This window comes from Arthrobacter sp. SLBN-83 (genome assembly GCF_006715285.1).
Lineage (GTDB): Bacteria > Actinomycetota > Actinomycetes > Actinomycetales > Micrococcaceae > Arthrobacter.
Genome location: NZ_VFMX01000001.1, coordinates 4,154,701 through 4,179,066, shown reverse-complemented (window position 1 = coordinate 4,179,066; position 24,366 = coordinate 4,154,701). Strand labels below are relative to the sequence as shown.

General features: G+C 66.3%; 21 protein-coding genes, 1 tRNA gene and 1 pseudogene. 16 read left to right on the top strand and 7 right to left on the bottom strand.

Annotated elements, in window-relative coordinates; translation table 11 throughout:
• Positions 1-209 precede the first annotated feature (209 nt).
• From FBY30_RS19525 to FBY30_RS19485, 9 genes and pseudogenes are all read left to right on the top strand, one after another.
• Complete coding sequence (locus FBY30_RS19525; RefSeq protein WP_142134403.1) at positions 210-1,109, top strand: ParA family protein; 900 nt, start codon at positions 210-212, stop codon at positions 1,107-1,109.
• Positions 1,110-1,116: 7 nt separating this feature from the next.
• Positions 1,117-1,932 (top strand): segregation and condensation protein A, encoded by an 816-nt coding sequence (locus FBY30_RS19520; protein ID WP_142134401.1) that lies wholly within the window; start codon positions 1,117-1,119, stop codon positions 1,930-1,932.
• Positions 1,929-2,597 (top strand): SMC-Scp complex subunit ScpB, encoded by a 669-nt coding sequence (gene scpB, locus FBY30_RS19515; protein WP_142134399.1) that lies wholly within the window; start codon positions 1,929-1,931, stop codon positions 2,595-2,597. Before FBY30_RS19520 ends, scpB begins: the two co-directional genes overlap by 4 nt.
• A gap of 123 nt (positions 2,598-2,720) precedes the next feature.
• Positions 2,721-3,929 (top strand): pseudouridine synthase, encoded by a 1,209-nt coding sequence (locus FBY30_RS19510; protein WP_142134397.1) that lies wholly within the window; start codon positions 2,721-2,723, stop codon positions 3,927-3,929.
• A gap of 3 nt (positions 3,930-3,932) precedes the next feature.
• Complete coding sequence (locus tag FBY30_RS19505; protein WP_142134395.1) at positions 3,933-5,042, top strand: prephenate dehydrogenase; 1,110 nt, start codon at positions 3,933-3,935, stop codon at positions 5,040-5,042.
• Positions 5,042-5,755: a (d)CMP kinase gene (gene cmk / locus FBY30_RS19500; protein WP_142134393.1), complete on the top strand. Its 714-nt coding sequence runs from the start codon at positions 5,042-5,044 to the stop codon at positions 5,753-5,755. Before FBY30_RS19505 ends, cmk begins: the two co-directional genes overlap by 1 nt.
• Before the next feature lie 31 nt (positions 5,756-5,786).
• Positions 5,787-6,462: pseudogene (locus FBY30_RS19495) on the top strand (lysophospholipid acyltransferase family protein); the annotation flags it as partial.
• A 12-nt stretch (positions 6,463-6,474) separates the two neighbouring features.
• On the top strand, positions 6,475-8,022 hold the full coding sequence (gene der, locus FBY30_RS19490; protein ID WP_142134391.1) for a ribosome biogenesis GTPase Der: 1,548 nt from the start codon (positions 6,475-6,477) through the stop codon (positions 8,020-8,022).
• 136 nt (positions 8,023-8,158) lie between these two features.
• Positions 8,159-8,232 (top strand) — tRNA-Pro (locus FBY30_RS19485).
• A gap of 165 nt (positions 8,233-8,397) precedes the next feature.
• Here the strand turns inward: FBY30_RS19485 and FBY30_RS19480 are convergent.
• Both FBY30_RS19480 and FBY30_RS19475 read right to left on the bottom strand, forming a co-directional pair.
• Positions 8,398-10,167, bottom strand: a complete 1,770-nt coding sequence (locus tag FBY30_RS19480) for a polysaccharide deacetylase family protein (RefSeq protein ID WP_142134389.1) — start codon at positions 10,165-10,167, stop codon at positions 8,398-8,400.
• A gap of 116 nt (positions 10,168-10,283) precedes the next feature.
• Complete coding sequence (locus FBY30_RS19475) at positions 10,284-11,153, bottom strand: Fpg/Nei family DNA glycosylase (protein ID WP_142134387.1); 870 nt, start codon at positions 11,151-11,153, stop codon at positions 10,284-10,286.
• Positions 11,154-11,320: 167 nt separating this feature from the next.
• Here FBY30_RS19475 and gcvH point away from each other — a divergent pair, with 167 nt between their 5' ends.
• The 5 genes from gcvH (at position 11,321) to FBY30_RS19450 (ending at position 14,409) form a co-directional block, all read left to right on the top strand.
• A complete protein-coding gene (gene gcvH, locus FBY30_RS19470; RefSeq protein WP_142134386.1) occupies positions 11,321-11,707 on the top strand; it encodes a glycine cleavage system protein GcvH in 387 nt (128 codons plus the stop codon).
• Positions 11,708-11,863: 156 nt separating this feature from the next.
• Positions 11,864-12,340, top strand: coding sequence for an FHA domain-containing protein (locus FBY30_RS19465; RefSeq protein ID WP_142134384.1), 477 nt, complete (start codon positions 11,864-11,866; stop codon positions 12,338-12,340).
• A gap of 23 nt (positions 12,341-12,363) precedes the next feature.
• Positions 12,364-13,080 (top strand): transcriptional regulator FtsR, encoded by a 717-nt coding sequence (gene ftsR, locus FBY30_RS19460; RefSeq protein ID WP_018763526.1) that lies wholly within the window; start codon positions 12,364-12,366, stop codon positions 13,078-13,080.
• Positions 13,080-13,583: a bifunctional nuclease family protein gene (locus FBY30_RS19455; protein WP_142134382.1), complete on the top strand. Its 504-nt coding sequence runs from the start codon at positions 13,080-13,082 to the stop codon at positions 13,581-13,583. The genes ftsR and FBY30_RS19455 overlap by 1 nt, the downstream gene beginning before the upstream one ends.
• A 232-nt stretch (positions 13,584-13,815) precedes the next feature.
• Positions 13,816-14,409 (top strand): MerR family transcriptional regulator, encoded by a 594-nt coding sequence (locus FBY30_RS19450; RefSeq protein ID WP_142134380.1) that lies wholly within the window; start codon positions 13,816-13,818, stop codon positions 14,407-14,409.
• A 96-nt stretch (positions 14,410-14,505) separates the two neighbouring features.
• Here FBY30_RS19450 and FBY30_RS19445 read toward each other — a convergent pair whose 3' ends face one another.
• Positions 14,506-15,324, bottom strand: a complete 819-nt coding sequence (locus tag FBY30_RS19445) for a ParA family protein (protein ID WP_142134378.1) — start codon at positions 15,322-15,324, stop codon at positions 14,506-14,508.
• Positions 15,325-15,626: 302 nt separating this feature from the next.
• Here FBY30_RS19445 and FBY30_RS19440 point away from each other — a divergent pair, with 302 nt between their 5' ends.
• The gene (locus FBY30_RS19440) at positions 15,627-19,025 is read left to right on the top strand and encodes a pyruvate carboxylase (protein ID WP_142134376.1); all 3,399 of its coding nucleotides are present in this window, start codon (positions 15,627-15,629) and stop codon (positions 19,023-19,025) included.
• 63 nt (positions 19,026-19,088) lie between these two features.
• Here the strand turns inward: FBY30_RS19440 and FBY30_RS19435 are convergent, their stop codons facing one another.
• Complete coding sequence (locus FBY30_RS19435; RefSeq protein WP_142134373.1) at positions 19,089-20,897, bottom strand: AMP-dependent synthetase/ligase; 1,809 nt, start codon at positions 20,895-20,897, stop codon at positions 19,089-19,091.
• Between the two features lie 170 nt (positions 20,898-21,067).
• Between FBY30_RS19435 and FBY30_RS19430 the strand changes: the two genes are divergently transcribed.
• Complete coding sequence (locus tag FBY30_RS19430) at positions 21,068-22,156, top strand: ROK family glucokinase (RefSeq protein WP_142134371.1); 1,089 nt, start codon at positions 21,068-21,070, stop codon at positions 22,154-22,156.
• Positions 22,157-22,219: 63 nt separating this feature from the next.
• Here the strand turns inward: FBY30_RS19430 and FBY30_RS19425 are convergent, their stop codons facing one another.
• Genes FBY30_RS19425 through FBY30_RS19415 form a run of 3 tightly spaced genes read right to left on the bottom strand, consistent with a single transcriptional unit; the run spans position 22,220 to position 24,355 of the window.
• Positions 22,220-22,777, bottom strand: a complete 558-nt coding sequence (locus FBY30_RS19425; protein WP_142134369.1) for a hypothetical protein — start codon at positions 22,775-22,777, stop codon at positions 22,220-22,222.
• Entirely contained in the window at positions 22,764-23,570 is an 807-nt protein-coding gene (locus tag FBY30_RS19420; protein WP_142134367.1) for an alpha/beta hydrolase, read from the bottom strand. Before FBY30_RS19420 ends, FBY30_RS19425 begins: the two co-directional genes overlap by 14 nt.
• Complete coding sequence (locus FBY30_RS19415; protein ID WP_142134365.1) at positions 23,567-24,355, bottom strand: alpha/beta hydrolase; 789 nt, start codon at positions 24,353-24,355, stop codon at positions 23,567-23,569. Before FBY30_RS19415 ends, FBY30_RS19420 begins: the two co-directional genes overlap by 4 nt.
• Between the last annotated feature and the right edge of the window lie 11 nt (positions 24,356-24,366).

Below are 24,366 nucleotides of genomic sequence, written 5' to 3'. Positions count from 1 at the left end.
GAACCGCCCCCGCAGCCTGCCTGCGGGGGCGGTTTTTCGATCCCCGGCGCCTCAACCTTCGACCTCAGCTAGAAGGTCAAGGCTCAACATCCGCGGAAAGTCAAGTTCCCTCGAATACCGTGTCGGGCGCTGTAACCTTGGGAGCAGAACGAACGCCGCTGGCAAGCCGGCGGCAGGAAATCACCGTCATCGAAAGTGTGGACAGATACGTGAGCAGCGAACAGGGTTCAGCAACTCTGGAGGGCACGGAATTCGACCTCGACAACGCGGTGATGGGGCCCACCGGGCGCCCATACCGCGAGTTCCCGGAACCCGCGCCGCTGTCCTCCCATGGTCCGGCCCGCGTGATCGCCATGGTCAACCAGAAGGGCGGCGTGGGGAAGACCACCTCCACCATTAACCTCGCCGCGGCCCTCGCGGAGTACGGCCGCCGCGTCCTGCTGGTGGACTTCGACCCCCAGGGTGCGCTCTCCGCCGGCCTTGGGGTCAACCCGCATGAGCTGGACCTCACCGTGTACAACGTCCTGATGGACCGCAAGGTGGACATTCGCGACGCCATCCACCACACCGGCGTCGAAAATGTGGACCTGCTGCCGGCCAACATCGACCTCTCCGCGGCGGAAGTACAGCTGGTCAACGAAGTGGCACGCGAACAGGTCCTGGACCGCGCGCTGAAGAAAGTCGAAGACGACTACGACGTTGTCCTGATCGACTGCCAGCCGTCCCTGGGGCTCCTCACGGTCAATGCCCTCACGGCCGCCCACGGCGTCATCATCCCGCTCATCTGCGAGTTCTTCGCCCTCCGCGCCGTGGCGCTCCTGGTCGAAACCATCGACAAGGTGCAGGACCGGTTGAACCCGCGACTGCAGGTGGACGGCGTACTGGCCACCATGTACGACGCACGGACGCTGCACAGCCGCGAGGTCATCACCAGGCTGGTGGAAGCGTTCGGAGACAAGGTCTTCGAAACCGTCATCAAGCGCTCCATCAAGTTCGCGGACGCCACCGTCGCCGCTGAACCCATCACCAGCTATGCGGGGAACCACGTGGGCGCGGACGCCTACCGCCGGCTCGCCAAGGAGCTGATCTCCCGCGGCGGCGCACCCTAACCACGCCGTGGCCGAATCCAAACCCGGCTTCGAGGTGCGGCTGGCCAACTTCACGGGTCCGTTCGACCTCCTCCTGGGGCTGATCGCCAAGCACCAGCTGGACATCACCGAAGTAGCCATCGCCACCGTCACCGATGAGTTCATCAAATACATCCGGAAGCTGCAGCAGCTCGGTGAAGAATGGGCCCTGGACGAGGCAAGCGAATTCCTGGTGATTGCCGCCACCCTGCTTGACCTCAAGGCGGCGCGGCTCCTTCCTGCCGGCGAAGTCGAGGACGACGAGGACATCGCCCTGCTGGAGGCCCGGGACCTCCTTTTCGCCCGGTTGCTTCAGTACAAGGCCTTCAAACAGGTGGCAGGCATCCTCGGAGAAACGCTGGACCAGGAAGGCCGCCGTTTTCCCCGGCAAGTGGCACTGGAAGGACACTTCGCGGCGATGCTGCCGGAACTGGTCTGGAAACACACGCCCCAGCAGTTTGCAGCGCTGGCTGAGGCCGCGCTGCGGCCCAAGGCGCCGGCGCAGCCACCGCAGGTGGGGCTTGGCCACCTGCACGGCAGCAACGTCAGCGTCAAGGAGCAGGCAGAACTGCTGGGCCTTAGGCTCCAGCAGGAGTCACCCATGACGTTCCGTTCGCTGATTGCCGACGCCGGCTCCACCCTGGTGGTGGTGGCCCGGTTCCTGGCACTCCTGGAACTGTTCCGGGACCGGGCAGTTGCTTTCGACCAACTCTCCCCGCTGGCCGAGCTTGCCATCCACTGGACGGCCGAGGGCCGGGACTGGTCAGCGGACAACCTGAGCGAAGAATACGAGGAGCAACCGTGACGCCCCAGTTTCCCGAAACCCACCCGCAGGAGGACTCCGGCCACGACCTCGACCATCTTCCTGGAGGTGCCAAGGCCGCCCTCGAGGCGGTGCTCATGGTCCTGGACCAACCCGCCAATGAGGAAGAGTTGGCGGCAGGGCTTGGCTTGACAGTGCGTGCAGTCCGTTCTCTTCTGGCCGAACTGCAGCGTGAGTATGACGGCTATACTGTTAAAGCCCCGGAGATGGATAGTGCCAGCCACGCTGGTATCGGTTCCAGCCCCCGGGGTTTTGAATTGCGGAACATCGCTGGTGGCTGGCGGATCTACTCCCGCACCGAATTTGCCGACATTGTTGGCAAGTATGTGCTGGAGGGACAGACTGCCAGGCTCACCCAAGCGGCGTTGGAAACACTGGCAGTCATTGCATACCGGCAGCCGGTCTCCCGTGCCCGCGTGTCTGCAATTCGCGGCGTCAATGTTGATTCCGTCGTACGCACGCTCACCCAGCGCGGGCTGATCGAGGACTCGGGAACGGATCCCGAGTCCGGCGCAATCCTGTACCGGACTACCTCCTATTTCCTCGAACGGATGGGAATCAGTTCGGTTGGGGACTTGCCCCAGCTCTCGCCGCACCTTCCGGGGCTCGACGGAATCGCGGAGTTCTACGACGCCGAAACCATGTAGGCAGGCCACCCTGCCCGCAGCATTATTTACCAGGTTTAGTTATCAGGGCAGACGAAGTCTGCACGGCTGGCTAGGGTTGTCCTTGGACATCGCTGCCGGCCAAAACACATTGAAGGACGGGTCATGACACAGGCGGGACGCCAGGGTTCACCACGTAACGGTTCGGGACGCGGCGGGAACGAACGCAACAATTCCCAGCAGCGCAGTTCACAGGGCGGCAGCTTCAGCGGGGGCTCCCGCGGCGGGACAGGAAAACGCGCTGCCGGTTTCGGCGGCGACCGTCCGCACCGCGCTCCAAAACCCCGCGAGGAACGCTTCATCGATCCCGACCTCGCCGGGAACCAGCCCGAACGCGGCGCCGAGGGCGCCAGGGGTGCCAAGCCGTCGTCGCGCAAGCCTGCCGCCAGGAAGCCCGGCGCCAAAAAGGCTCCCGGAACTCCCGGCGCACCCAAGCCCAAGCCGCGCACCGGCGCACCCGGGGCGGCAGCTTCCCGCGCATTCGGCAGCGAACGCTTCGGCCAGAACCTGGGCCCGGTCCGCAAGCCGGCCCGGAAGAAGCACCCCCGCGGCAATGTTCCGCAGTCCGAACTCCACGACGCCGACGGCGTGCGCCTCCAGAAGGTCATGGCGTCCGCGGGAGTGGCGTCCCGGCGCGTCTGCGAGGAAATGATCGCCGAGGGCCGCGTTGAGGTGGACGGCCAGGTTGTGACCGAACTCGGTGTCCGCGTTGATCCCAAGACCGCAGTGATCCACGTTGACGGCCTGCGGATCCAGCTGGACGAGAACCTTGTGTACATGGTGTTCAACAAGCCCAAGGGCGTTGTGTCCACCATGGAGGACCCCGAGGGCCGGCCCTGCATCAGCGATTTCCTCAAGAACAACAAAAACACCGGCGAACGCCTCTTCCACGTGGGCCGGCTCGACGTCGCCACCGAAGGCCTGCTGCTGCTGACCAACGACGGCGAACTGGCCAACCGGCTGACCCACCCGTCCTACGAGGTGCCCAAGACCTACCTGGTGCAGGTTCGGGGGCCGTTCCCGCACGGCGTCGGAGCCCAGCTGAAGGCCGGCGTCGAGCTGGAAGACGGCATGGCCGCCGTCGACTCCTTCCGCCTGGTGGATTCCACCCCAGGCCACGTGCTGATCGAAGTTGTGCTCCACTCCGGCAAGAACCGCATCGTGCGCCGCATGTTCGATGCTGTCGGCTTCCCGGTCCAGCGGCTGGTGCGGGTCAAGGTGGGGCCGATCGGCCTCGGGGACCAGCGCCAGGGCAGCATCCGCAACCTGGGCAAGCAGGAAGTCGGCCACCTGCTGGCATCCGTAGGGCTCTGACTCATGTCCGCGTTCAAAAGCCAGGGCCGCGGCCACCTGGACGGCCCGGTGGTGGTCATTGGTACCGGACTGCTGGGAGCCAGCATCGGGCTGGGCCTGCGGGGGCGCGGGGTGCCCGTGTTCCTTTCCGACCCATCGCCCACCAACCAGGCCGTGGCTGTGGACATCGGTGCCGGCCGCCCGCTCTCGGAACTGGGCGAAGCCTCGCCGCAGCTGGTGGTGGTTGCGGCCCCGCCGGACGTGACGGCCGACGTCGTCTGCCGGGCGCTGGCTGACTACCCCGAGTCCGTCGTGGTGGACATTGCCAGCGTCAAGGCGGACATCCAGTCGCGGCTTCGCAGCCTCGGCGCCGACCTCTCGCGATACGTGGGCACCCACCCCATGGCCGGCCGGGAGAAGTCGGGCCCCGTGGCGGCGCGCGGCGAGCTGTTCACGTCCATGCCGTGGGTGCTCTGCCCGTCGGAGGAAACATCAGGCAGTGCCCTGCAGGTGGCCCGTTCGCTTGCCTCCGACTTGGGCGCGGTGGTGTCGCAGTTCAGCGCGGACGAACACGATGAAGCAGTGGCACTGGTGTCGCACCTGCCGCAGGTCATGTCCTCCCTCCTGGCCAGCCGCCTGCAGGGGACACCGCTGCATGCGCTGTCGCTGGCCGGCAACGGACTTCGCGACGTCACCAGGATTGCCGCCAGCGATCCCACCCTGTGGGTGCAGATCCTCGGCGGCAATGCGGCCAAAGTGGTGGAGATCCTCTACGGAGTTCGCGAGGACCTGAACCGCCTCATCGGCACCCTGGAACACCCCTCCGCACCCGGCGCCAGGCTGGACCTGGCGCAGCTGATCAGCGAGGGCAACGCAGGCCAGGCCCGGATCCCCGGCAAGCACGGCGGCCCGCCGCAGGCATATTCCTGGCTCACCGTCCTGGTTGACGACAAGCCCGGCCAGATCGCGCAGCTGCTCACCGAGATCGGTGAAATCGGCGTGAACGTCGAAGACCTTCGGCTGGACCATTCCTCCGGACAGAACGTGGGCATGGTGGAATTGTCTGTATTGCCGAACAAGCACGACCACCTGATCGAAGCTCTCAACGACCGCGGATGGCGGGTACTTCAGTAATGACACAGGAACTCCTCGAAACCATGCGCGCGCTGCGCATTGGCCGACCCCTGGTGGTCGCCATCGACGGGCCCTCCGGCTCCGGCAAATCCAGCGTGAGCAAGGAAGTTGCCCGCCGGCTCCGGCTGGCCTACCTGGACACCGGCGCGATGTACCGCGCCCTGACCTGGTACTGCGTGACCGAAGGTATCGACCTTGACGACACGCCCGCCGTGGAGCAGGCTTCCAGGGACTTTGTCCTGGAAGTGAGCACCAGCCCGCAGGATGAGTACGTCCGGGTGGGCGGCGTGGACGTCACGGACGCCATCCGTGAGCCGGCCATCTCGTCCGCCGTCAGTGCCGTGGCCACCACCCTCGGCGCCCGGACTGAGCTGATTCGCCGGCAGCGCGACCTCATCGAAAAGCACCACCGCCGCATGGTGGTGGAAGGCAGGGACATCACCACCGTCGTCGCGCCCGGGGCTGAGGTACGCATGCTCCTCACGGCCAGCGAAGAAGCCCGGCTGCGCCGGCGGGGAATCCAGCTGGGCGGCACGCAAAACGCCGAGCAGCTTGCGGCCCAGGTAACGCGCCGGGACGCCAAGGACTCCACCGTGGTGAATTTCACCAAGGCGGCCGACGGCGTGGTCACGCTGGACTCCTCGGACCTGGATTTCGAGCAGACCGTGGACGCCGCCCTGGTGATCGTCACCAAGGTCCTCAACCGTGACTGAGCCCGTGGCCGCCCTGCCGTCCGGCCTGACCATGGCGTGGAGCAGGCCGGTGGGCTGGATCCTCGACCACCTCGTCTACCGGACCACCGTGACCGGCAGGACCAACGTGCCCACCGGCGGGCCGGTGATCTTCGCAGGCAACCACATCAGCTTCCTTGACGGGCCCGTAATGTTCGGCGCCGCGCCCCGGCCCATGCACATCCTCGTGAAGCAAGAGATGTTCAAAGGATTCCTGGGCCGGGTGCTCACCGCCTCCGGCCAGCTTCCGGTGGACCGGCGCGGGGACCGCGCCGCGCTGCAGCGATGCAAGGACGTGCTCGACGCCGGGCGGTGCGTTGGGATTCTTCCTGAGGGGACACGGGGGAGCGGGGCAGCCGCGGGCATCAACGGCGGCGTGGCTTGGCTGGCACTGAACAGCGGTGCGCCGGTAGTGCCGGTCGCGATCTTGGGGACGCGCCAGGGCGATGAGCACCTGGACTTCGTTCCGCGGCCCGGACGGCGCTTCCACGTCAGCTTCGGCTCGGCCCTCACCCTGGCCCGCCGTGCCGGCGAAACCGGGCGTGCTTCAATGGACAGGGCGTCGCAGGAGATCCGTGCAGCGCTGGCAGGGCACGTCCAGGACACCATCCAAGTCAGCGGGCAGCCACTGCCCGATGCTGACCAAAAAGACTTGACAGCAGTAGCCGGGGACGCCGGCAGATGACCACAAAGGACTTGCAATGAGCGACACCACCCAGACTCCCGGGCATTCCGGCGCCGACGACGACTACAGGCCCACAGGCACCGACCAAGTTGCCGAACGGCTCGCAGCGATTGACGACGACGAAGCGGAGCTGCGTGCCGCTTCCCTCCGGGCCGGCCTGGAGGACTACGAGCTTGACGAGGACGATGCCGCACTGCTGAGCGGCGAGTACGGCGACGAGGACTTTGAGGGCCCCCTCAAGCTGGATCCCGTCCTCGCCATCATCGGCCGGCCGAACGTGGGCAAGTCCACCCTCGTAAACCGCATCCTCGGACGTCGCGAGGCAGTGGTGGAGGACACCCCGGGCGTTACCCGCGACCGCGTGATGTACTCGGCGCATTGGAACGGCCGCAACTTCACGCTGGTGGACACCGGTGGGTGGGAGCATGACGCCCGCGGCATCCACGCCCGGGTTGCCGAACAGGCCGAGATGGCAGTGGAACTCGCCGACGCCGTGCTGTTCGTGGTTGACTCCGCGGTGGGTGCCACGGCAACCGACGAGGGCGTCATGAAGATGCTCCGCCGCAGCAAGAAGCCGGTCATCATGGTGGCCAACAAGGTGGACGACTTTGCCCAGGAAGCCGACAGCGCCGCGCTTTGGGGCCTCGGTTTCGGCGAGCCCTACCCGGTATCGGCCCTGCACGGCCGCGGGGTTGCCGACCTCCTGGACCACGTCATGGACGTGCTGCCCGAGTTCTCCACCATCGTAGGCGTGGAGCGCTCCGGCGGTCCCCGGCGCGTGGCCCTCATCGGCCGGCCCAACGTTGGCAAGTCCTCGCTGCTGAACAAGCTCGCCGGATCCGAACGCGTGGTGGTGGACAACACGGCCGGCACCACCCGCGACCCCGTGGACGAATTCATCGAACTCGGCGGCCGTACCTGGCGCTTTGTTGATACCGCCGGCATCCGCCGCCGCCAGCACATGGCCCAGGGTGCGGACTACTACGCCTCCCTCCGGACGCAGGCCGCGCTCGAAAAGGCGGAGGTCGCCGTCGTGCTCCTCGCCGTGGACGAGGTCCTCAGCGAACAGGACGTGCGCATCCTGCAGCTGGCCATCGAGTCCGGGCGCGCCCTGGTCCTGGCCTTCAACAAGTGGGACCTGCTCGATGACGAACGCCGCCGCTACCTGGAGCGCGAAATCGAGCAGGACCTGGCGCACGTCGACTGGGCTCCGCGCGTCAATATCTCTGCAAAGACCGGCTGGCACAAGGACCGACTGGTTCCTGCGCTGGACCTTGCCCTGGAGAACTGGGACCGGCGCATCGCCACCGGGCGCCTGAATGCCTTCCTCGGCGAGCTCGTGGCCGCGCACCCTCACCCGGTCCGCGGCGGCAAGCAACCGCGCATCCTCTTCGGCACCCAGGCCTCCAGCCGGCCTCCGAAGTTTGTGTTGTTTACCACCGGATTCCTGGACCCCGGGTACCGCCGTTTCATCACGCGCCGGCTGCGCGAGACCTTCGGATTCGAAGGCACGCCCATCGAGGTCAGCATGCGCGTGCGCGAGAAGCGCGGCCGGAAGCGTTAATTGCGACACACCTTGGAGCCGATCGCCGGAAAGTGTCACAGGCACCCCTCCGGATCGTGTAAGCTCTTCTAGGTGGTTCGGCCGGACTGCTGATGAAAACCTTCGGGTTGAGTTCAGCGGAGAACGGCGGAACCAGCGGGCTGTAGCGCAGCTTGGTAGCGCACTTGACTGGGGGTCAAGGGGTCGCAGGTTCAAATCCTGTCAGCCCGACCTAAAAGCGGAAAGCGCCGGAGAATTCTCCGGCGCTTTCCGCTTTTTTGGCGTCGTGGTCATGAGTGGCCGCGCACCTTCCTTCGGACAAATCACCCAGGAGGCCGGGGGTGGTTTGTCCGGACGGGGGTGTCCTGGGCGGGACGCGCCATCACAGCGGGCCGGCTAGCCGAGGGCGGCGTCCAGGGTGACGAAGCCGTAGCCTGCCGCCCGAAGCTGGGAGATCACCTGTGGGAGGGCCGCGGCGTCAAGTGTTGAGCCGTCGTCGGGGTTCGCGCCGAGGTGCATCAGCACGATCTCCCCGGGCTGCGCGGATGCCATAACGCGCTGGACGATAAAGTCCGGGCCCCGCGTTCCGTTCATGGTGCCTTCCCAGCCCAGCGTGTCAACGGTCCACCGGATTGCCGCATAGCCGGCGGCATTCACGTCTGCGATCGTACGGGAATTGCGGGCCCCGAACGGGAAGCGGAGGAACGGGAGGGGGTCGCCTCCAGCGGCCTCGATGGTCCTCTGCGCGCTGCTGATCTCGGCTGCGATCTGGGCGTCGGTCAGGGCGGTGAAGTCCGGGTGGGTCATGGAATGGTTGCCGATCCGATGCCCCGCGTTGTAGATCAGCGCCGCGTCGGAGGGGAACTGATTGACCCAATCTCCGGTGAGGAAGAACGTACCGGGCACGCCACTGGCTGCGAGGGTGGCGAGGATCGATCGGAGGGCGGCATCGTTGGCGCCGGCGTCGAACGTCAGTGCGACAACCTTCTGGATGGTCGGAATGCGCTCGAGATCTACGCCCAGAAGCGCTGACGGGACGCTGGTGTAGACCACCTCGGTCCTGCCGCTGGCCGCGTGCCACAGGATCGAACCGTGCTGGAAGTCGTTCCGGCGCCCGCCCGTGATGCCGTACTCGCCGCTGGTGGGGTAACCGAGCCGGCTGCGCTCCCAACCGAGGGCCGCCCACTGGGCCCGGATGGCTCCGTACACTTCGTGGGCTCCCGTGGCAGGCGACCAGTAGATCGACGAGCCGGCGTTCGTGCCGCTGAAGTGGTTGTACCTGCCGGCCCCGTCGGGGGCGCCCGACTCGTCCGTGACGGGGAATCCGAGCAAGCCGGCCGGCCCGCCGAGCTCGAGATAGCGTGCGCGGATGGCGCCGTGCACCTCGTGCGCTCCGGTGCCGGGGCTCCAGTAGATGGTGCCGCGGGCGAAGTCGTTGTATGCGCCGCCGCCGGGGGTGGCGGTCTCGTCTGTCAGGGGGAAGCCAAAGAACCCGGCGGGCCCGCCCAGTGCCAGGTAGTGGCCGCGGATGGCGCCGTGTACCTCGTGCGCTCCGGTGCCGGGGCTCCAGTAGATGGTGCCGCGGGCGAAGTCGTTGTATGCGCCGCCGGGGGTGGCGGTCTCGTCTGTCAGGGGGAAGCCAAAGAACCCGGCGGGCCCGCCCAGTGCCAGGTAGTGGCCGCGGATGGCGCCGTGCACCTCGTGCGCTCCGGTGCCTGGGCTCCAGTAGATGGTGCCGCGGGCGAAGTCGTTGTATGCGCCGCCGCCGCCGGGGGTGGCGGCCTCGTCTGTCAGGGGGAAGCCAAAGAACCCGGCGGGCCCGCCCAGTGCCAGGTAGTGGCCGCGGATGGCGCCGTGAACCTCGCGCGCCCCAGTGCCGGGGCTCCAATAGATCGTGCCAGCGGTGTAGTCCTGGGCGCGACCCCCAGCGATGTCATACGCGCTGCCGACGGGCGTGCCGAGGAATGAAGCGCTGCCGCCGAGCTGCTCATAGTGCTGAATGATCGCGTCGTCGCCAACCTGCAGGACCGCCATCGACGCCTGAACGCTCTGCTGCGAGGCTGCCGCCGCGGTAGCCGCGGGCGGCGCCAAGGCAGTGCCCCCGGGGCCACCGCCAAGGGCGAGGGCCAAGGCTGTTCCGATGATGGCGAATCGAGACCGGCGCATTGTGGCCCCTTAGAACTGATCGAGACTTGCGAGCCTTGATCAAGACGCTACGCCCCAGGGGTATGTCCGGGCAGGACCGGAAGTCCCGAATTGCAGGCTTCGGTACCCGGATTCTCCTACTTCAGGAACTTCGAGGTCCTGCGGTCCGCCAGGATCTTGCCTTTGGTCTGGCACGTGGGGCAGTACTGCAGGGCCGTGTCCGCGAAAGACACCTCCCGGACGGTGTCGCCGCATACAGGGCAGGGCTGGCCGGTCCGGGCGTGCACCCGCATGTGGCTGCGCTTGACGTCCTTCAAGTCCTTGGGAGGCTTGCCGCTGGCCTCGGCCAGCGCCTCGCCCAACACGCTGTGGATGGCGTCGTACAACACCTGCACGGTGTCCCGGTCCAGGGACTTTGCGATTGCGAAGGGCGAGATCCGGGCGGCATGCAGGATTTCGTCGCTGTAGGCATTTCCGATGCCTGCAATGACGCTCTGGCTGCGCAGGAGTCCCTTGATTTGCTGGGAACTGCCGGCCAGGATTTCAGCCAGCATGTCGGCGTCGAACGCCTCGGTAAAGGGATCCGGACCCAGCGTGGCGATGCCCGGTACCTCCTGCGGGTCCCGCACCACGTAGACGGCCAGGCTCTTCTTGGTGCCCGCCTCCGTCAGGTCCAGCCCGCGGGGCCCCTCCGGACCCGAGAACGCACACCTGACCGCTATGAGGCCTTTGCCCATCCGGAGCTGGCTGTCGGCAGGGGAGTCGGTGAAACGCACCCAGCCTGCCCGCGCCAGGTGGAACACCAGCGACACGCCGTCCGTGTCGATGCTGATGAACTTTCCGAACCTGCGTACGCCTGACACCATGCGTCCCTCGATGGCGTTGAAGGGTGGATCCGCCGTCTTGAGTACGGCAAAGGAGACGATCTGCAGTTTGGTGACCACGCAGCCCCGTAGTTGTTCATCCAGGAACCCGGCGAGGCCGGCGACTTCAGGCAGTTCCGGCATGGCCTACCCGCCCAGTTCCGGGGACGCTGCACCGATGCTTGCATTCATGGCCCCATCTTGTCAGAAAGCCCCCGTGCCGGGCCCGGCAGTTATGCCTATACTTTCAGCGGCGGCCCGTTTTGCGGGCCCCTTTTGACATTGGCGTGTACCCCGATGAAAGGCCCCCCATGAGCAACATTCCCGAAGACCTGTCCTACACCGCGGAACATGAGTGGGTCACCGCCCCCAATGCCGATGGCGTGGTCCGCGTGGGAATCACCGACTTTGCCCAGGACGCCCTTGGAGATGTCGTTTACGCCCAGATGCCCGAAGTGGGCACGAAGATTACGGCAAACGAAGTGGTGGGCGAAGTCGAGTCGACCAAGAGCGTGAGCGACATCTACGCACCCGTTTCCGGTGAAGTCGTGGGCCGCAATGACTCGCTGGACAGCGATTCAGCCTTGATCAACACCGATCCCTACGGTGACGGCTGGCTCATCGAGGTCAAACTCGCAGAACCCGACGCCGTTGAGTCTTTGCTCAGTGCATCCGAGTACGAACAACAGGTAGGCTAAAGCTAACCGGTAATTCCGGTCCGGCCCCGCGCCGCAGGCAACGCGTCTTCGCACGTCAAGCCGGGAACGGGAGCCGGTGCCGGACCCCCTGGCAGGTCCGGTAGAGCAAACGTTGGTTGCGGGTTTGGTGCCCGCAACGTCTAAGAGGAGGAATCCATGGCTGGCCACAGACACAACCCTGCCGATGGGGATTACGGCACGGGTGCGGCTAGGGCGTCGGAGACCACCTCGATCCATCTCACCCCCGTCACCGACGAACCCACCATCGCGCCCAAGCTGTCCTCGGACGAGCGCAACTCGGTTGAGGCGCTGCCCGCAGGATCGGCGCTGCTCGTGGCCCACAGTGGCCCGAATGCCGGTGCCCGGTTCCTGCTGGACTCGGACGTGACCACCGCGGGCCGCCACCCGGACGCGGACATCTTCCTGGACGACGTCACGGTGTCGCGCCGCCACGTCGAATTCCGGCGCACCGCGCGCAGCTTCGAAGTGGTGGACAAGAACAGCCTCAACGGCACTTACGTCAACCATGACCGGGTGGACCGCGTTGAGCTGAAGTCCGGCAGCGAAGTCCAGATCGGCAAGTTCCGCCTCACCTTCTACCTGAGCCCTGCCACGGCTGCAGGCCGCAGCTGACCCGGGGACCACTGCCTGTGGCAATGGCACAACCGGAACGCCGGGGCCCCCAGGTCCTGAACATCGGCGAAGTCCTCGCCCAGCTCAGCGCCGACTTCCCGGGCATGACCGCTTCGAAGATCCGGTTCCTTGAGGAAAAGGGACTCATCAACCCGCGGCGCACCCCTGCCGGGTACCGCCAGTATTCGGACGGCGACGTCGAGCGGCTGCGCTTTGTGCTGGCCCTGCAGCGGGATCAGTACCTGCCCCTGAAAGTCATCAAGGACTATCTTGATGCCATCGACAGGGGAGAGCGCCCGGAGAACCTGCCGCCCGGCGTCGTGGTTTCGCCCCGCATCGTTTCCGACGAGCTGGCCGCCGAGCTGCAGAACCGCGGCCGAAAGCTCAGCGAGGAACAGCTCCGCACAGAATCCGGCGCCAGCGTTCCCCTGCTGCAGTCCCTCTTGAGCTTCGGCCTCATCAGCCACAGCAACGGACAGTTCGACGAGCACGCCCTCCAGGTTGCCCGCGCCTGCGTCCAGTTGGAAAGCCACGGCCTGGAACCCCGTCACCTGAGGCCCTTCCAGGCAGCGGCCGAAAGGGAATTCGGCCTGGTGGAACGTGCGGTCGCGCCGCTTGCCTCCCGCAAGGATTCGGCATCGCAGGCGCGGGCAGCCGAGGCCGCCCGCGAAATCAGCGACCTCTGCCTCACCCTGCACAGGGCCCTGGTGCAGGACCACATCTCACGCATGGACATCTGATGATTGAAGTCGAGATTGTAGGCGTTCGCATTGAACTGCCTTCCAACCAGCCGCTGGTCCTGCTCAAGGAGATGCACGGCGAACGCCACGTGCCCATCTGGATCGGCACCCCGGAAGCCAGCGCCATCGCACTGGCCCAGCAGGGTGTGGTCCCGCCCCGGCCCATGACCCATGACCTGCTCGTGGACGTCGTGGAGTCCCTGGGCCACTCCGTGGTCAGCGTGAACATCGTGGCGGTCGAGGACAACATTTTCTACGGGCAGCTGCAGTTCGAGAACGGAACCACGGTCAGCTCGCGTGCTTCGGACGCGCTGGCGGTGGCACTGCGCGCCAAGTGCCGGATCTGGTGCGCCGATTCGGTGATGGACGAGGCTGGAGTCCGCATTACCGAGCACGACGAGGGGGAGGACACCGAGCCCGGCCCCACCGTCGATGAGGAACGCGAAATGCGCCGCTTCCGCGAGTTCCTGGACGACGTGGAGCCCGAGGATTTCGACGGCTAAGGTCACGTTAAGGTTAAAGTTAAGGCTGAAAGTTTCGACACGCCTCTTCAAAGCCCCGAAGGTCTTTGACCTCCGGACCCGCCGGGCCTAACGTCGAAGTATCAAGTTTCCTTGCTTACGGCAGCCGCGCAAGTCACACTGGAAAGTGCGCCCCGCGGAAAAATTACACGCATGGTCTTCAGGCCCAGCAGCCGTATCAGTACCAAGGGAGCGTACGACAAGGAGGATCCAGGTGAGTCCCAAAGGCGAAGCAGGTGGGCTAAAGCAGCCCAAGGCTGGTGTTGCTGTGCCCGTAAGTGGTGCCCAGGGCCTCCTGTTTACCGAGGACCTACCCGTACTGGACGAAGACGCCGGCTACCGCGGGCCCACCGCCTGCAAGGCTGCAGGCATCACCTACCGCCAGCTTGATTACTGGGCCCGTACCGGCCTCGTGGAACCGGCCGTCCGGGGCGCCGCAGGATCCGGATCCCAGCGGCTGTACGGATTCCGCGACATCCTGGTGCTCAAGGTGGTCAAGCGGCTCCTCGATACCGGTGTGTCCCTGCAGCAGATCCGCACCGCAGTGGAACACCTGCGCGAGCGTGGGGTTGAGGACCTGGCGCAGATCACGCTTATGAGCGACGGCGCCAGCGTTTACGAATGCACGTCGGCAGATGAGGTCATTGACCTGGTCCAGGGCGGCCAGGGCGTCTTCGGCATTGCCGTTGGGCGGGTGTGGCGCGAGGTGGAAGGCAGCCTGGCGTCGCTGCCCAGCGAACACGCAGCCGAGCAGTCCTTTCCCGATGATGAACTCAGCAAGCGCCGGGCCGCCCGGAAGATCAGCTGACCCGTAGATCAACAGATCAGGGGCCGTCCTCCGGTTGGAGGACGGCCCCTGAACGTTTAAGCACGGGCCCTCTAGGGGGTTTGACCAGCTTCCGGCCTAGCGGGCCCGGCTCCGCAGGCCGCTGCGGGTGGCCATCAGGTTGGACAAAAGGTCGTCAAACAGGCCGGCGGCCGACTTGGCCGAGTCCCCGGGCCAGTGGTGGACGGGATGGGCGGCGCCCTGGATCTGCTGCCAGTTGGCCTGTTCCGGTATGCGCGGGTTCAGGAGGAGTTCACCGAACATGGACTCCATTTCAGCCAGGCGGTAGGTGTGCTCCGACGAGCCGCTCCGGACGCGGTTTGCCACGATCCCGGCCGGAGACAGGTTCGGAGCGAACTCCTGCTTGAACAGCTGGATGGCCCGCATGGTGCGTTCCGTCCCGGCCACCGAGAACAGGCCGGGTTCGGCAACCAGGGCAACCTTGTCGCTGGCGGCCCAGGCCATGCGCGTCAGGCCGTTGAGGGACGGAGGGCAGTCGATCAGCACCAGCTGGTAGTCGTCGGCGCCGGCAAGAACGGCGGAAAGCCGGCGGAGGTCGCGGCGGCCCAAGTCTGGCCGGTCGTAGATCCCTGTGTAAGCGGAGCCGACGGCGACATCCAGGACGGCGGGCCCGGAACCGTTTGTGGGGGTTCGGTCAGCCCAGCTGCTGTGGACCACGTTCTCCGCCAGTTTTGCCCTGCGGGGGCTCTTGAGCATCCTGCCAATATCCAACTGGTCGCCCGGCTGGACACCCAGGGCGGTGGTGGCGTCGGCATGCGGATCGAGGTCCACCACCAGCGTGCGTACTCCCGCGGCCAGCGCCGCAGACGCCAATCCTGTGGTGACGGAAGTCTTGCCGACTCCACCCTTGAGGCTGCTGATGCTGACTACTTGCACTTGAGAGACCAAAACCTAACGCCGGATGCCGTGTTGGGAGTAATGTTTGCCTCGGCAGAGCCGAAGCCGGACGGTCCTGCCGCCCTACTCATCATATGTTGATGCGTCGGCGAATCCTGCTTTATCGGGCGTCGGCATGCCAGCGACTGTGCTGCCGGGGCGGTTTCCGCCAGCCAGGCTGAAAGCGTTCGGGACATGACGGGAAAATCTGTGACCGTGACCACAAAGATTTGTGTTTGTCCTTGTAGGTCCTAGACACTGTGACCACTCATCGATCCACCCAGCAATGATGCAGGAGAAGTATGTTTTCCAAAGTTCTGGTGGCCAACCGCGGTGAAATCGCGATCAGGGCCTTCCGCGCAGGCTACGAGCTGGGCGCCAAGACCGTTGCCGTTTTTCCCCAAGAGGACCGAAACTCAATCCACCGCCAGAAAGCGGACGAGGCTTACCTGATTGGCGAGGAAGGACACCCCGTCCGGGCATACCTTGACGTTGCGGAGGTGGTGCGCGTTGCCAAGGAGTCCGGAGCCGACGCCATCTACCCGGGCTACGGCTTCCTCTCCGAGAACCCCGAGCTGGCACGTGCGGCAAAGGAAGCGGGCATCACCTTCGTGGGGCCGCCCGCCGAAGTGCTGGAGCTCGCAGGCAACAAGGTAGCGGCGCTGAAGGCCGCCCGCGAGGCCGGCGTCCCGGTCCTGAAGTCCAGTGAACCGTCGAAGGACCTTGACGAGCTCCTGGCAGCGGCCGATGAGATCGGATTCCCCATCTTCGCCAAGGCTGTTGCCGGCGGTGGCGGTCGCGGCATGCGCCGCGTTGACACCCGCGAGGCCCTGCCCGAAGCCCTGAAGTCGGCCATGCGTGAAGCCGATGCCGCATTCGGCGATCCCACCATGTTCCTTGAGCAGGCGGTCCTCCGCCCCCGGCACATCGAAGTGCAGATCCTGGCGGACGCCGAGGGCAACGTCATGCACCTGTTCGAGCGTGACTGCTCCATCCAGCGGCGGCACCAGAAGGTCATCGAGATCGCTCCTGCCCCCAACCTGGACGACAGCATCCGCCAGGCCCTCTACCGGGACGCCGTGAAGTTTGCCCAGGCCTTGAAGTACGTCAACGCCGGTACAGTGGAGTTCCTTGTGGACACCGAAGGCGAGCGGGCAGGCCAGCACGTGTTCATCGAAATGAACCCGCGCATCCAGGTGGAGCACACGGTCACCGAGGAAGTCACGGATGTGGACCTGGTCCAGGCCCAGATGCGGATCGCCTCCGGCGAGACCCTCGCCGACCTTGGCCTCTCGCAGGACACAGTCAAGCTTCGCGGCGCGGCCCTCCAGAGCCGCATCACCACGGAGGACCCCGCCAACGGCTTCCGCCCCGACGTCGGAAAGATCACCGGGTACCGCTCGGCCGGCGGCGCCGGTGTCCGCCTGGACGGCGGCACTGTGTACTCCGGCGCCGAGATCAGCCCCCACTTCGACTCCATGCTGGTCAAGCTCACCTGCCGCGGCAGGGACTACCCCACAGCGGTTGCCCGCGCCCGTCGTGCCCTCGCGGAGTTCCGCATCCGTGGCGTCTCCACGAACATCCCCTTCCTCCAGGCCGTGCTGGACGACCCCGACTTCATTGCCGGGGATGTGGCCACCAACTTCATCGACCAGCGCCCGGAGCTGCTCAAGGCCCGGGTCTCGGCCGACCGCGGTACCAAGCTCCTCACCTGGCTGGCCGACGTCACCGTCAACAAGCCCAACGGCGAGCTGACCGTGCATTCGGATCCCGCCTACAAGCTGCCCGACGTCAAGGGCAGGCAGGCAGTACCCGGTTCACGGCAGAAGCTCCTTGAGCTGGGCCCGGAAGGCTTCGCAAAGGCACTGCGTGAGCAGAACGCCGTTGCCGTCACTGACACCACTTTCCGCGACGCGCACCAGTCCCTGCTGGCCACCCGCGTCCGCACCCGCGACCTCGTGGCGGCGGGACCCGCCGTTACAGCCCTGATGCCGCAACTGCTGTCCGTTGAGGCCTGGGGTGGTGCCACCTACGACGTGGCGCTGCGCTTCCTGGGCGAGGACCCCTGGGACCGGCTGGCGGCCCTGCGCAGGGCCATGCCCAACGTCTGCATCCAGATGCTGCTCCGCGGCCGCAACACCGTGGGCTACACGCCCTACCCGGAAGAGGTCACGGAAGCCTTCGTCAACGAGGCTGCCGCCACCGGCATCGACATCTTCCGCATCTTTGACGCCCTGAACGACGTCAACCAGATGGCTCCGGCCATCCGTGCAGTACGCGCCACCGGCACCGCCGTCGCGGAAGTCGCCCTCTGCTACACCGGCGACATGCTGGACCCGGAAGAGAAGCTCTACACCCTGGACTACTACCTGGGGCTGGCGCAGAAGATTGTCGACGCCGGTGCCCACATCCTGGCCATCAAGGACATGGCCGGGCTGCTGCGGCCCGCCGCTGCCGCCAAGCTCGTTGCGGCGCTCCGGGAGCGCTTCGACCTGCCGGTCCACCTGCACACCCATGACACCGCGGGTGGCCAGCTGGCTACGCTCCTGTCGGCCGTCGACGCCGGCGTGGATGCCGTGGACGTGGCGTCTGCATCGCTGGCCGGCACCACCAGCCAGGTGTCGGCGTCGGCCCTTGTTGCTGCCCTGGCCCACACGCCCCGGGATACCGGCCTCAGCCTTGACGCCGTGAGCTCACTTGAGCCTTACTGGGAAGCGGTCCGCCGCGTCTACGCGCCGTTCGAGTCCGGACTGCCCGGGCCCACCGGCCGGGTGTACAAGCACGAGATCCCCGGCGGCCAGCTGTCCAACCTGCGCCAGCAGGCCATGGCCCTGGGCCTGGGGGAGCGGTTCGAGGCGATCGAGGATATGTACACCGCCGCCGACCGCATCCTGGGCCACCTGGTGAAGGTTACGCCGTCCTCCAAGGTGGTGGGCGACCTCGCGTTGCACCTGGTGGGCCTCAATGCCGATCCTGCGGACTTCGAAGCGAACCCGCAGAATTACGACATCCCCGACTCCGTCATCGGCTTCCTGTCCGGCGAGCTCGGTGATCCTCCCGGAGGCTGGCCCGAGCCTTTCCGCACCAAGGCCCTGCAGGGCAGGAGCGTGAAGGTCCGCGACGTCGAACTGAGCTCCGAGGACAGCGCCGCCCTGAAGTCCGACTCGAAGACGCGCCAGCACACGCTGAACCGGCTGCTCTTCGACGGCCCCACCAAGGACTACCTGAAGAGCGTGGAGACGTACGGCAACATCTCCGTCCTGGACACCCGCGACTACCTGTACGGACTCCAGCGCGGCACCGAGCACGAGATCCAGCTGGAACGCGGTGTCCGCCTCATCGCCTCCCTGGAAGCCGTCTCGGAGCCGGACGAAAAGGGCATGCGCACCGTTATGTGCACCCTCAATGGCCAGTCCCGCCCCGTGGTGGTGCGCGACCGTTCCGTGGTGAGCAACGTCAAGGCCGCTGAAAAGGCAGACCCCGCCCAGCCCGGCCAGGTGGCTGCACCGTTCGCGGGCGCCGTTACCGTCACGGTCAAGCCCGGCGATACGGTCAAGGCAGGAGACACCGTGGCAACCATCGAGGCCATGAAGATGGAAGCATCCATCACGACGCCGGTAGCCGGCAAGGTCTCCCGCCTCGCCATCTCCGCCGTCGAGCAGGTCCAGGGTGGAGACCTGATCCTGGTCATCGAGCAGTAGGAAGTTCCAGGCACAACGAAAGGGTCCTCCCAAGGCGGGAGGACCCTTTCGTTGTTGTGGGCGTCAGGGACGCGGAGCTGAGTACATCTCTTCGATGACGGTTTCGAAGTCCTTCATGACCTGAGCCCTCTTCACCTTCATGGACGGGGTCAGGTGGCCGGACGCTTCGGTGAAGTCGGCCGGGACAATGCGGAAGGACTTGATGGCCTCGGCCTGGGACACTGACGTGTTGGCTGCGGTAATCAGGTCCTGGACCGCAGCCTTCACCACGGGGTTGGTGGCTGCTTGCTCCAGGGTGGTGTCTGCGGGGAGGTTGTGGCGCTGGAGCCAGCCCGGCAGGGCTTCCTGGTCCAGGGTTACAAGGGCCCCGATGAAGGGCCTGTTGTCGCCCACCACCAGCACCTGTGACACCAGGGCGTCGGCCCGGATCTGGTCTTCGAGCAGGGCGGGAATGACGTTCTTGCCGCCGGCGGTGACAATGATTTCCTTCTTGCGGCCGGTAATCCAGACAAAGCCCTCGTCATCCAGCCGGCCGATGTCCCCGGTGTGGAACCAGCCGTCCGTGAAGGCTTCTGCCGTGAGGTCATCCCGCTGGTAGTAGCCCCGCATGACGCAGACTCCCTTGGCCAGGATCTCGCCGTCGTCGGCAATTTTCACCGCGTTCCCCGGCAGCGGCTTGCCTACCGAGCCGATCTTGATCCGCGAAGGTGTGTTCACGGTGATGGGGGCCGTGGTCTCGGTGAGGCCGTAGCCCTCCAGCACCTGCAGGCCGATGCCCTGGAAGAAGTGCCCCAGACGCTCACCCAGGGGGCCGCCGCCGGACACCGCATGTGCCACGTGTCCGCCCATGGCGGCACGCAGCTTGCCGTAGACCAGCTTGTCGAACAAAGCGTGCCGCAGCTTCAGGCCCAGCCCCACCCGTCCGTCCTGCCGGGCCTTCGAGAAGGCGATGGCGGTTTCGGCGGCGCGGTGGAAAATGGCGCCCTTGCCGCCGTCCTCGGCCTTGGTCAGCGCGGAGTTGTAAACCTTCTCGAAGACCCTGGGCACGGCCAGGATGAAGGTTGGTTCGTAGCTCTGCAGGTCGGCCAGCAGGTTTTTGATATCGGGGGTGTGGGCCACCGTGGTTCCGGCGGCCATGGCCAGGACCGAGATGTAGCGGGCGAACACATGGGCCAGCGGCAGGAACATGATGGTCTTGGCCTTCTCATGGACGATCTCGCCGATGATGGCCAGGGCGTTGTCCGAGAGTTCCACGAAGTTGCCGTGCGTGAGCTCGCAGCCTTTGGGCCGTCCGGTGGTTCCGGAGGTGTAAATGATGGTGGCCACGTCGTGGAGCCCGGCTGCGCTGCGGCGGGACTCGAGCTCTTCGTCGCTGACGCTGCGGCCCGCCTCGCGAAGGCTGTCCAGGCCGGTCCCCTCGAGCTGCCACACGTGCTGGACCGCTGTGAGCCCCTCGGCCGTGACGGCCTGGCGGATGACGTTCTCGTGGTGGGCTGATTCGCCGAAAGCGGCAACGGCACCGGAGTCCCCGAGGTTCCAGGCGACCTGGGAGGGGGAAGAGGTCTCGTAGATTGGAACGGAAACCGCGCCGGCGAACCAGATGGAGAAGTCCACCAGCGACCACTCGTAACGGGTGCGGGACATGATGCCCACGCGGTCCCCGGCGCCCACTCCGCTGGCGATCAGTCCTTTGGCAAGCGCCCTGACGTCAGCGAGGAACTCGGTGGCGGGGACGTCGCGCCAGGAGCCTGCCGGGTCCAGGCGGGAAAACAGTGCCGGATTGCTGGGCTTGGCCGCCTGCCGCAGCACCAGGTCGGTGATGTTGGTTTCCGGCGGGACAACAACCAGGGGCGGAACACTGAATTCGCGCACTATAGCTCCTTTGATATCTGAAGTCCCGCGCAGGGGGTTGCCTAAAGACTAGTACCCCGGGCGGAACAGTGCAGTACATAAACCTACTGGCGAGTAACTTAGCCGTCAATGGACGCGGCATGCGGCCTATATGTCAAGACAATCTTGCCGCCCGCCTAGAATGGTGGACTATGTACGGACCGTTGCCCGGCGATCAGGCCGGCCCCCTGAAAAGACCAGCTCCCTGGCGCCGCCGTCCCGCCACCTACCGCGCCGGACAGCTCCATGGCGGATCCGGTGGAAACCTCCGCCTGGGCCGCAAGGGATTGGCCATCGGGATTGATATCGGGGGAACGAAGGTAGCCGCCGGTGTGGTGGATGCAGAAGGGCGTATCCTCAGCGAGGCCCGCCGCTCCACCCCCGGAACGGATCCCCGCGCGGTGGAGCAGGTCATTGTGGAACTGGTGGAGGAGCTCAGCCAGGGGCACCGTATCTGGTCTGTGGGCATCGGCGCTGCCGGGTGGATGGACCTGGCCGGCGGAACCGTCCTCTTCAGCCCGCACCTGGCCTGGCGCAACGAGCCGCTGCGTGAGAATCTCCAGCGGCTCCTCCGCCGGCCGGTACTTTTGACCAACGACGCCGATGCGGCGGCGTGGGCCGAGTGGCGCTTCGGTGCCGGCCAGGGGGAGGACCGGCTGGTCTGCATCACGCTGGGCACCGGTATTGGCGGTGCCATGGTGATGGACGGCAGGGTGGAGCGCGGCCGGTTCGGTGTGGCGGGGGAGTTCGGCCACCAGATCATCATGCCGGGCGGGCACCGGTGCGAATGCGGCAACCGCGGATGCTGGGAACAGTATGCGTCCGGCAATGCCCTGGGGCGGGAAGCAAGGCTGCTGGCCCGGTCCAACTCACCGGTGGCGCAGGACCTGCTGGCTGCCGTGCACGGGCATCCCGAAGCCATTACCGGTGCGATCGTGACCGAATTGGCCCTGGCCGGTGACCGCGCTTCCCGCGAGCTGATCGAGGAAGTGGGCGAATGGCTTGGGCTTGGGCTGGCCAACCTTGCAGCAGCACTTGACCCCGGCCTCTTCGTGATCGGCGGGGGACTGTGTTCGGCCGGTGACCTGCTGGTGGAGCCTGCCCGCAAAGCCTTCGCCCGTAACCTGACGGGCCGGGGCTTCCGCCCGGCCGCGGGCATCGAGCTTGCGGCCCTGGGGCCCAACGCGGGGCTTATCGGCGCGGCTGACCTTTCGCGGGTCAGCAGCCGCGTCCGCAGCTGACCGCCGGCTGAGCGCGGCTTGTTGACGACGATTTAGCTGACGACGACGGCGGGCCGGGGCGCGCTACACCCTGGCGCCGTCGTCGTCCCCGTTCTTTTCCTGCGGCAGCTTCATGATCAGGTACACCGTCCCAAGGACGAACGCGGCAACGATGCCGACAATGGCCAGCAGGGGCGCCGAGCGCCAGAACATCGCCGACAACAGGAGTGCCACGGGGCCACCTACGGCACCGAGCCAGGCCAGCATGGTCAGCGGCTCGGTGCCGGCCAGGCTGGGCGGTTCCTCGGGCACGAACTCTTCGTCGCCGTCGTCCACCTCATAGTCCCTGGGGCCCTCCGTGGCCCCGCTTTCGTCCTGCCCTCCTGCCTCCGCCTGGCGTTCCGCGGCTGACAGTTCGGCAGGGGCAGTCCCTGCCAGGCCCAGCGGATCGAAGTCGCGGAAGGAAGGCGCCTGCGGTGTTTCCGGGGTGGCTTCCTTCCCGGTGGCCGGCTGTTCCCCGGCACCGGGGGAATCGGGGCGTATTGCCACTGTGTCCGACTCAAGCCGTGCCACCAGGTCCAGCCATACGGCGTCGTCCTGGTTGGCCCCCTGGTCAGGCTGTTCCGAATCAGGCCTGTTCACCGCGCACCTCCTGTCCTGATCCTGCGGGGCTGGCCGGCGTTTCCTGCAGCACGCGCCGGATAAAGTCCACCGAACCCTCGAAGATGCGGTCGGCGTCGTTGTCCAGGGTTGCTACGTGGTAGCTGTTCTCGAGCCGGACCACTTCAAGGGGAGCATGCACCAGCCCGCGCCGCAGGACGTCCATGCTGGAATCAGACACCACGTGGTCCACAGTAGAGCGGTATACCTGGACGGGCGCCGTGACCCGGGGGAGGAGCCGGACGGTGTCCTTGAACATCTTGTTCAGTTCATGGGCCGCGGCCACGGGGGTGCGGGCATAGGCGCCCTCATCCACCCCCGCCTTAAGGATGTCGTTGCCAATGGACGGGGTGCTCTTCAAAACCAGCTTGAGGAGTCCGGCCAGCGGCGCCCTCGGATCGTCAATCACCAGGCCGGGGTTCACCAGCAGCACACCAGCCACGGGCCGGGTGGCGGCAACGCGCAGGGCGAGGGCCCCGCCCATGCTCAGGCCGGCCGCGAAAACCTGGTCGCATTCGGCGTCCAGTTCCAGGAAGGCATCGTCCAGGGCACCGTGCCATTGATGCCAGCGGGTGCGGGCAAGGTCCTGCCAGGTGGTCCCATGCCCGGGCAGCAAAGGCATCCGGACAGCGAAACCGGCAGCGGCGAATGCCTGGGCCCAGGCGCGAAGGCCATGCGGGCTTCCCGTGAAGCCGTGGGAGAGCACCACTCCCGTGCGCGGTCCTTCGCCGTTGAAGGCGCTGCTGAACGGGCTGTGGTCCGGACCGGACGTCATGGCGTCTCCAAGGTGGTGGTGCGGCGTGCGTGGCCGGCGAAAAATTCGCCCGAACCGGCGAAGATGGCGGGCGCGTCAACGTCCAGAGTAGCCACATGTCCGCTGCTGGCAAGCTCCTCCACCGCCACGAGGTTCGCGCCCAACCCTTTCCGCAGCAGGGCCAGGGAGGTGGGCGGCACCACGGCGTCTGTGCGCGACTTGAAAACCTGGACGGGAGCGTTCACGCTGGGCAGGCCCCGCACGGCTGCACGGAACAGTTTCTTCAGCTCGTGCACCGCAGACAGCGGAGTCAGCGTGTAGTCGCCGTCGTCGGTTGCGGGGGCGCCGGTCTGGTCCTCCTGGAGGGGGACAGTGGTGCGCTGGACGTACTTGAGGAGGCCGATGATCCGGACACGCCAGTCGTAAAAAGTCAGGCCCGGGTTGACCACGCTGACGCCCGCCACCGGATGGCGGGCGGCGGCAAGGAGTGCGATGGCGCCGCCCATCGACAGGCCCGCAGTGAAACAGGCGTCCGTCCGCGCGGCAAGGTCGAGGTAAGCCTTTTCGTAGCTGCCGTACCAGTCCTTCCAGCCGGTCAGTGCGAGTTGGCGCCAGTCTGTTCCGTGCCCTGGGAGAAGGGGTACGGTCACCGCGTACCCCAGGTCCGCCAGGTGCTGCGCCCAGGGCATGATGCTCAGCGGGCTGCCCGTAAATCCGTGGCACAAGGCCACCCCGATGCGGGCGTTGGCGCCGTGGCCTGGATAGCTGAAAGCGGCCGGACGGGGCGGAATGCTGCTTTCAGTCATGAGTCCATCGT

Excerpts from the sequence above, each read along its gene's own strand:
- FBY30_RS19510 (WP_142134397.1), top strand. The coding sequence starts at position 2,721 with ATGACACAGGCGGGACGCCAGGGTTCACCACGTAACGGTTCGGGACGC.
- FBY30_RS19505 (WP_142134395.1), top strand. The coding sequence starts at position 3,933 with ATGTCCGCGTTCAAAAGCCAGGGCCGCGGCCACCTGGACGGCCCGGTG.
- cmk (WP_142134393.1), top strand. The coding sequence starts at position 5,042 with ATGACACAGGAACTCCTCGAAACCATGCGCGCGCTGCGCATTGGCCGA.
- der (WP_142134391.1), top strand. The coding sequence starts at position 6,475 with ATGAGCGACACCACCCAGACTCCCGGGCATTCCGGCGCCGACGACGAC.
- FBY30_RS19480 (WP_142134389.1), bottom strand. The coding sequence starts at position 10,167 with ATGCGCCGGTCTCGATTCGCCATCATCGGAACAGCCTTGGCCCTCGCC.
- FBY30_RS19475 (WP_142134387.1), bottom strand. The coding sequence starts at position 11,153 with ATGCCGGAACTGCCTGAAGTCGCCGGCCTCGCCGGGTTCCTGGATGAA.
- gcvH (WP_142134386.1), top strand. The coding sequence starts at position 11,321 with ATGAGCAACATTCCCGAAGACCTGTCCTACACCGCGGAACATGAGTGG.
- FBY30_RS19465 (WP_142134384.1), top strand. The coding sequence starts at position 11,864 with ATGGCTGGCCACAGACACAACCCTGCCGATGGGGATTACGGCACGGGT.
- ftsR (WP_018763526.1), top strand. The coding sequence starts at position 12,364 with ATGGCACAACCGGAACGCCGGGGCCCCCAGGTCCTGAACATCGGCGAA.
- FBY30_RS19455 (WP_142134382.1), top strand. The coding sequence starts at position 13,080 with ATGATTGAAGTCGAGATTGTAGGCGTTCGCATTGAACTGCCTTCCAAC.
- FBY30_RS19440 (WP_142134376.1), top strand. The coding sequence starts at position 15,627 with ATGTTTTCCAAAGTTCTGGTGGCCAACCGCGGTGAAATCGCGATCAGG.
- FBY30_RS19430 (WP_142134371.1), top strand. The coding sequence starts at position 21,068 with ATGTACGGACCGTTGCCCGGCGATCAGGCCGGCCCCCTGAAAAGACCA.
- FBY30_RS19420 (WP_142134367.1), bottom strand. The coding sequence starts at position 23,570 with ATGACGTCCGGTCCGGACCACAGCCCGTTCAGCAGCGCCTTCAACGGC.
- FBY30_RS19415 (WP_142134365.1), bottom strand. The coding sequence starts at position 24,355 with ATGACTGAAAGCAGCATTCCGCCCCGTCCGGCCGCTTTCAGCTATCCA.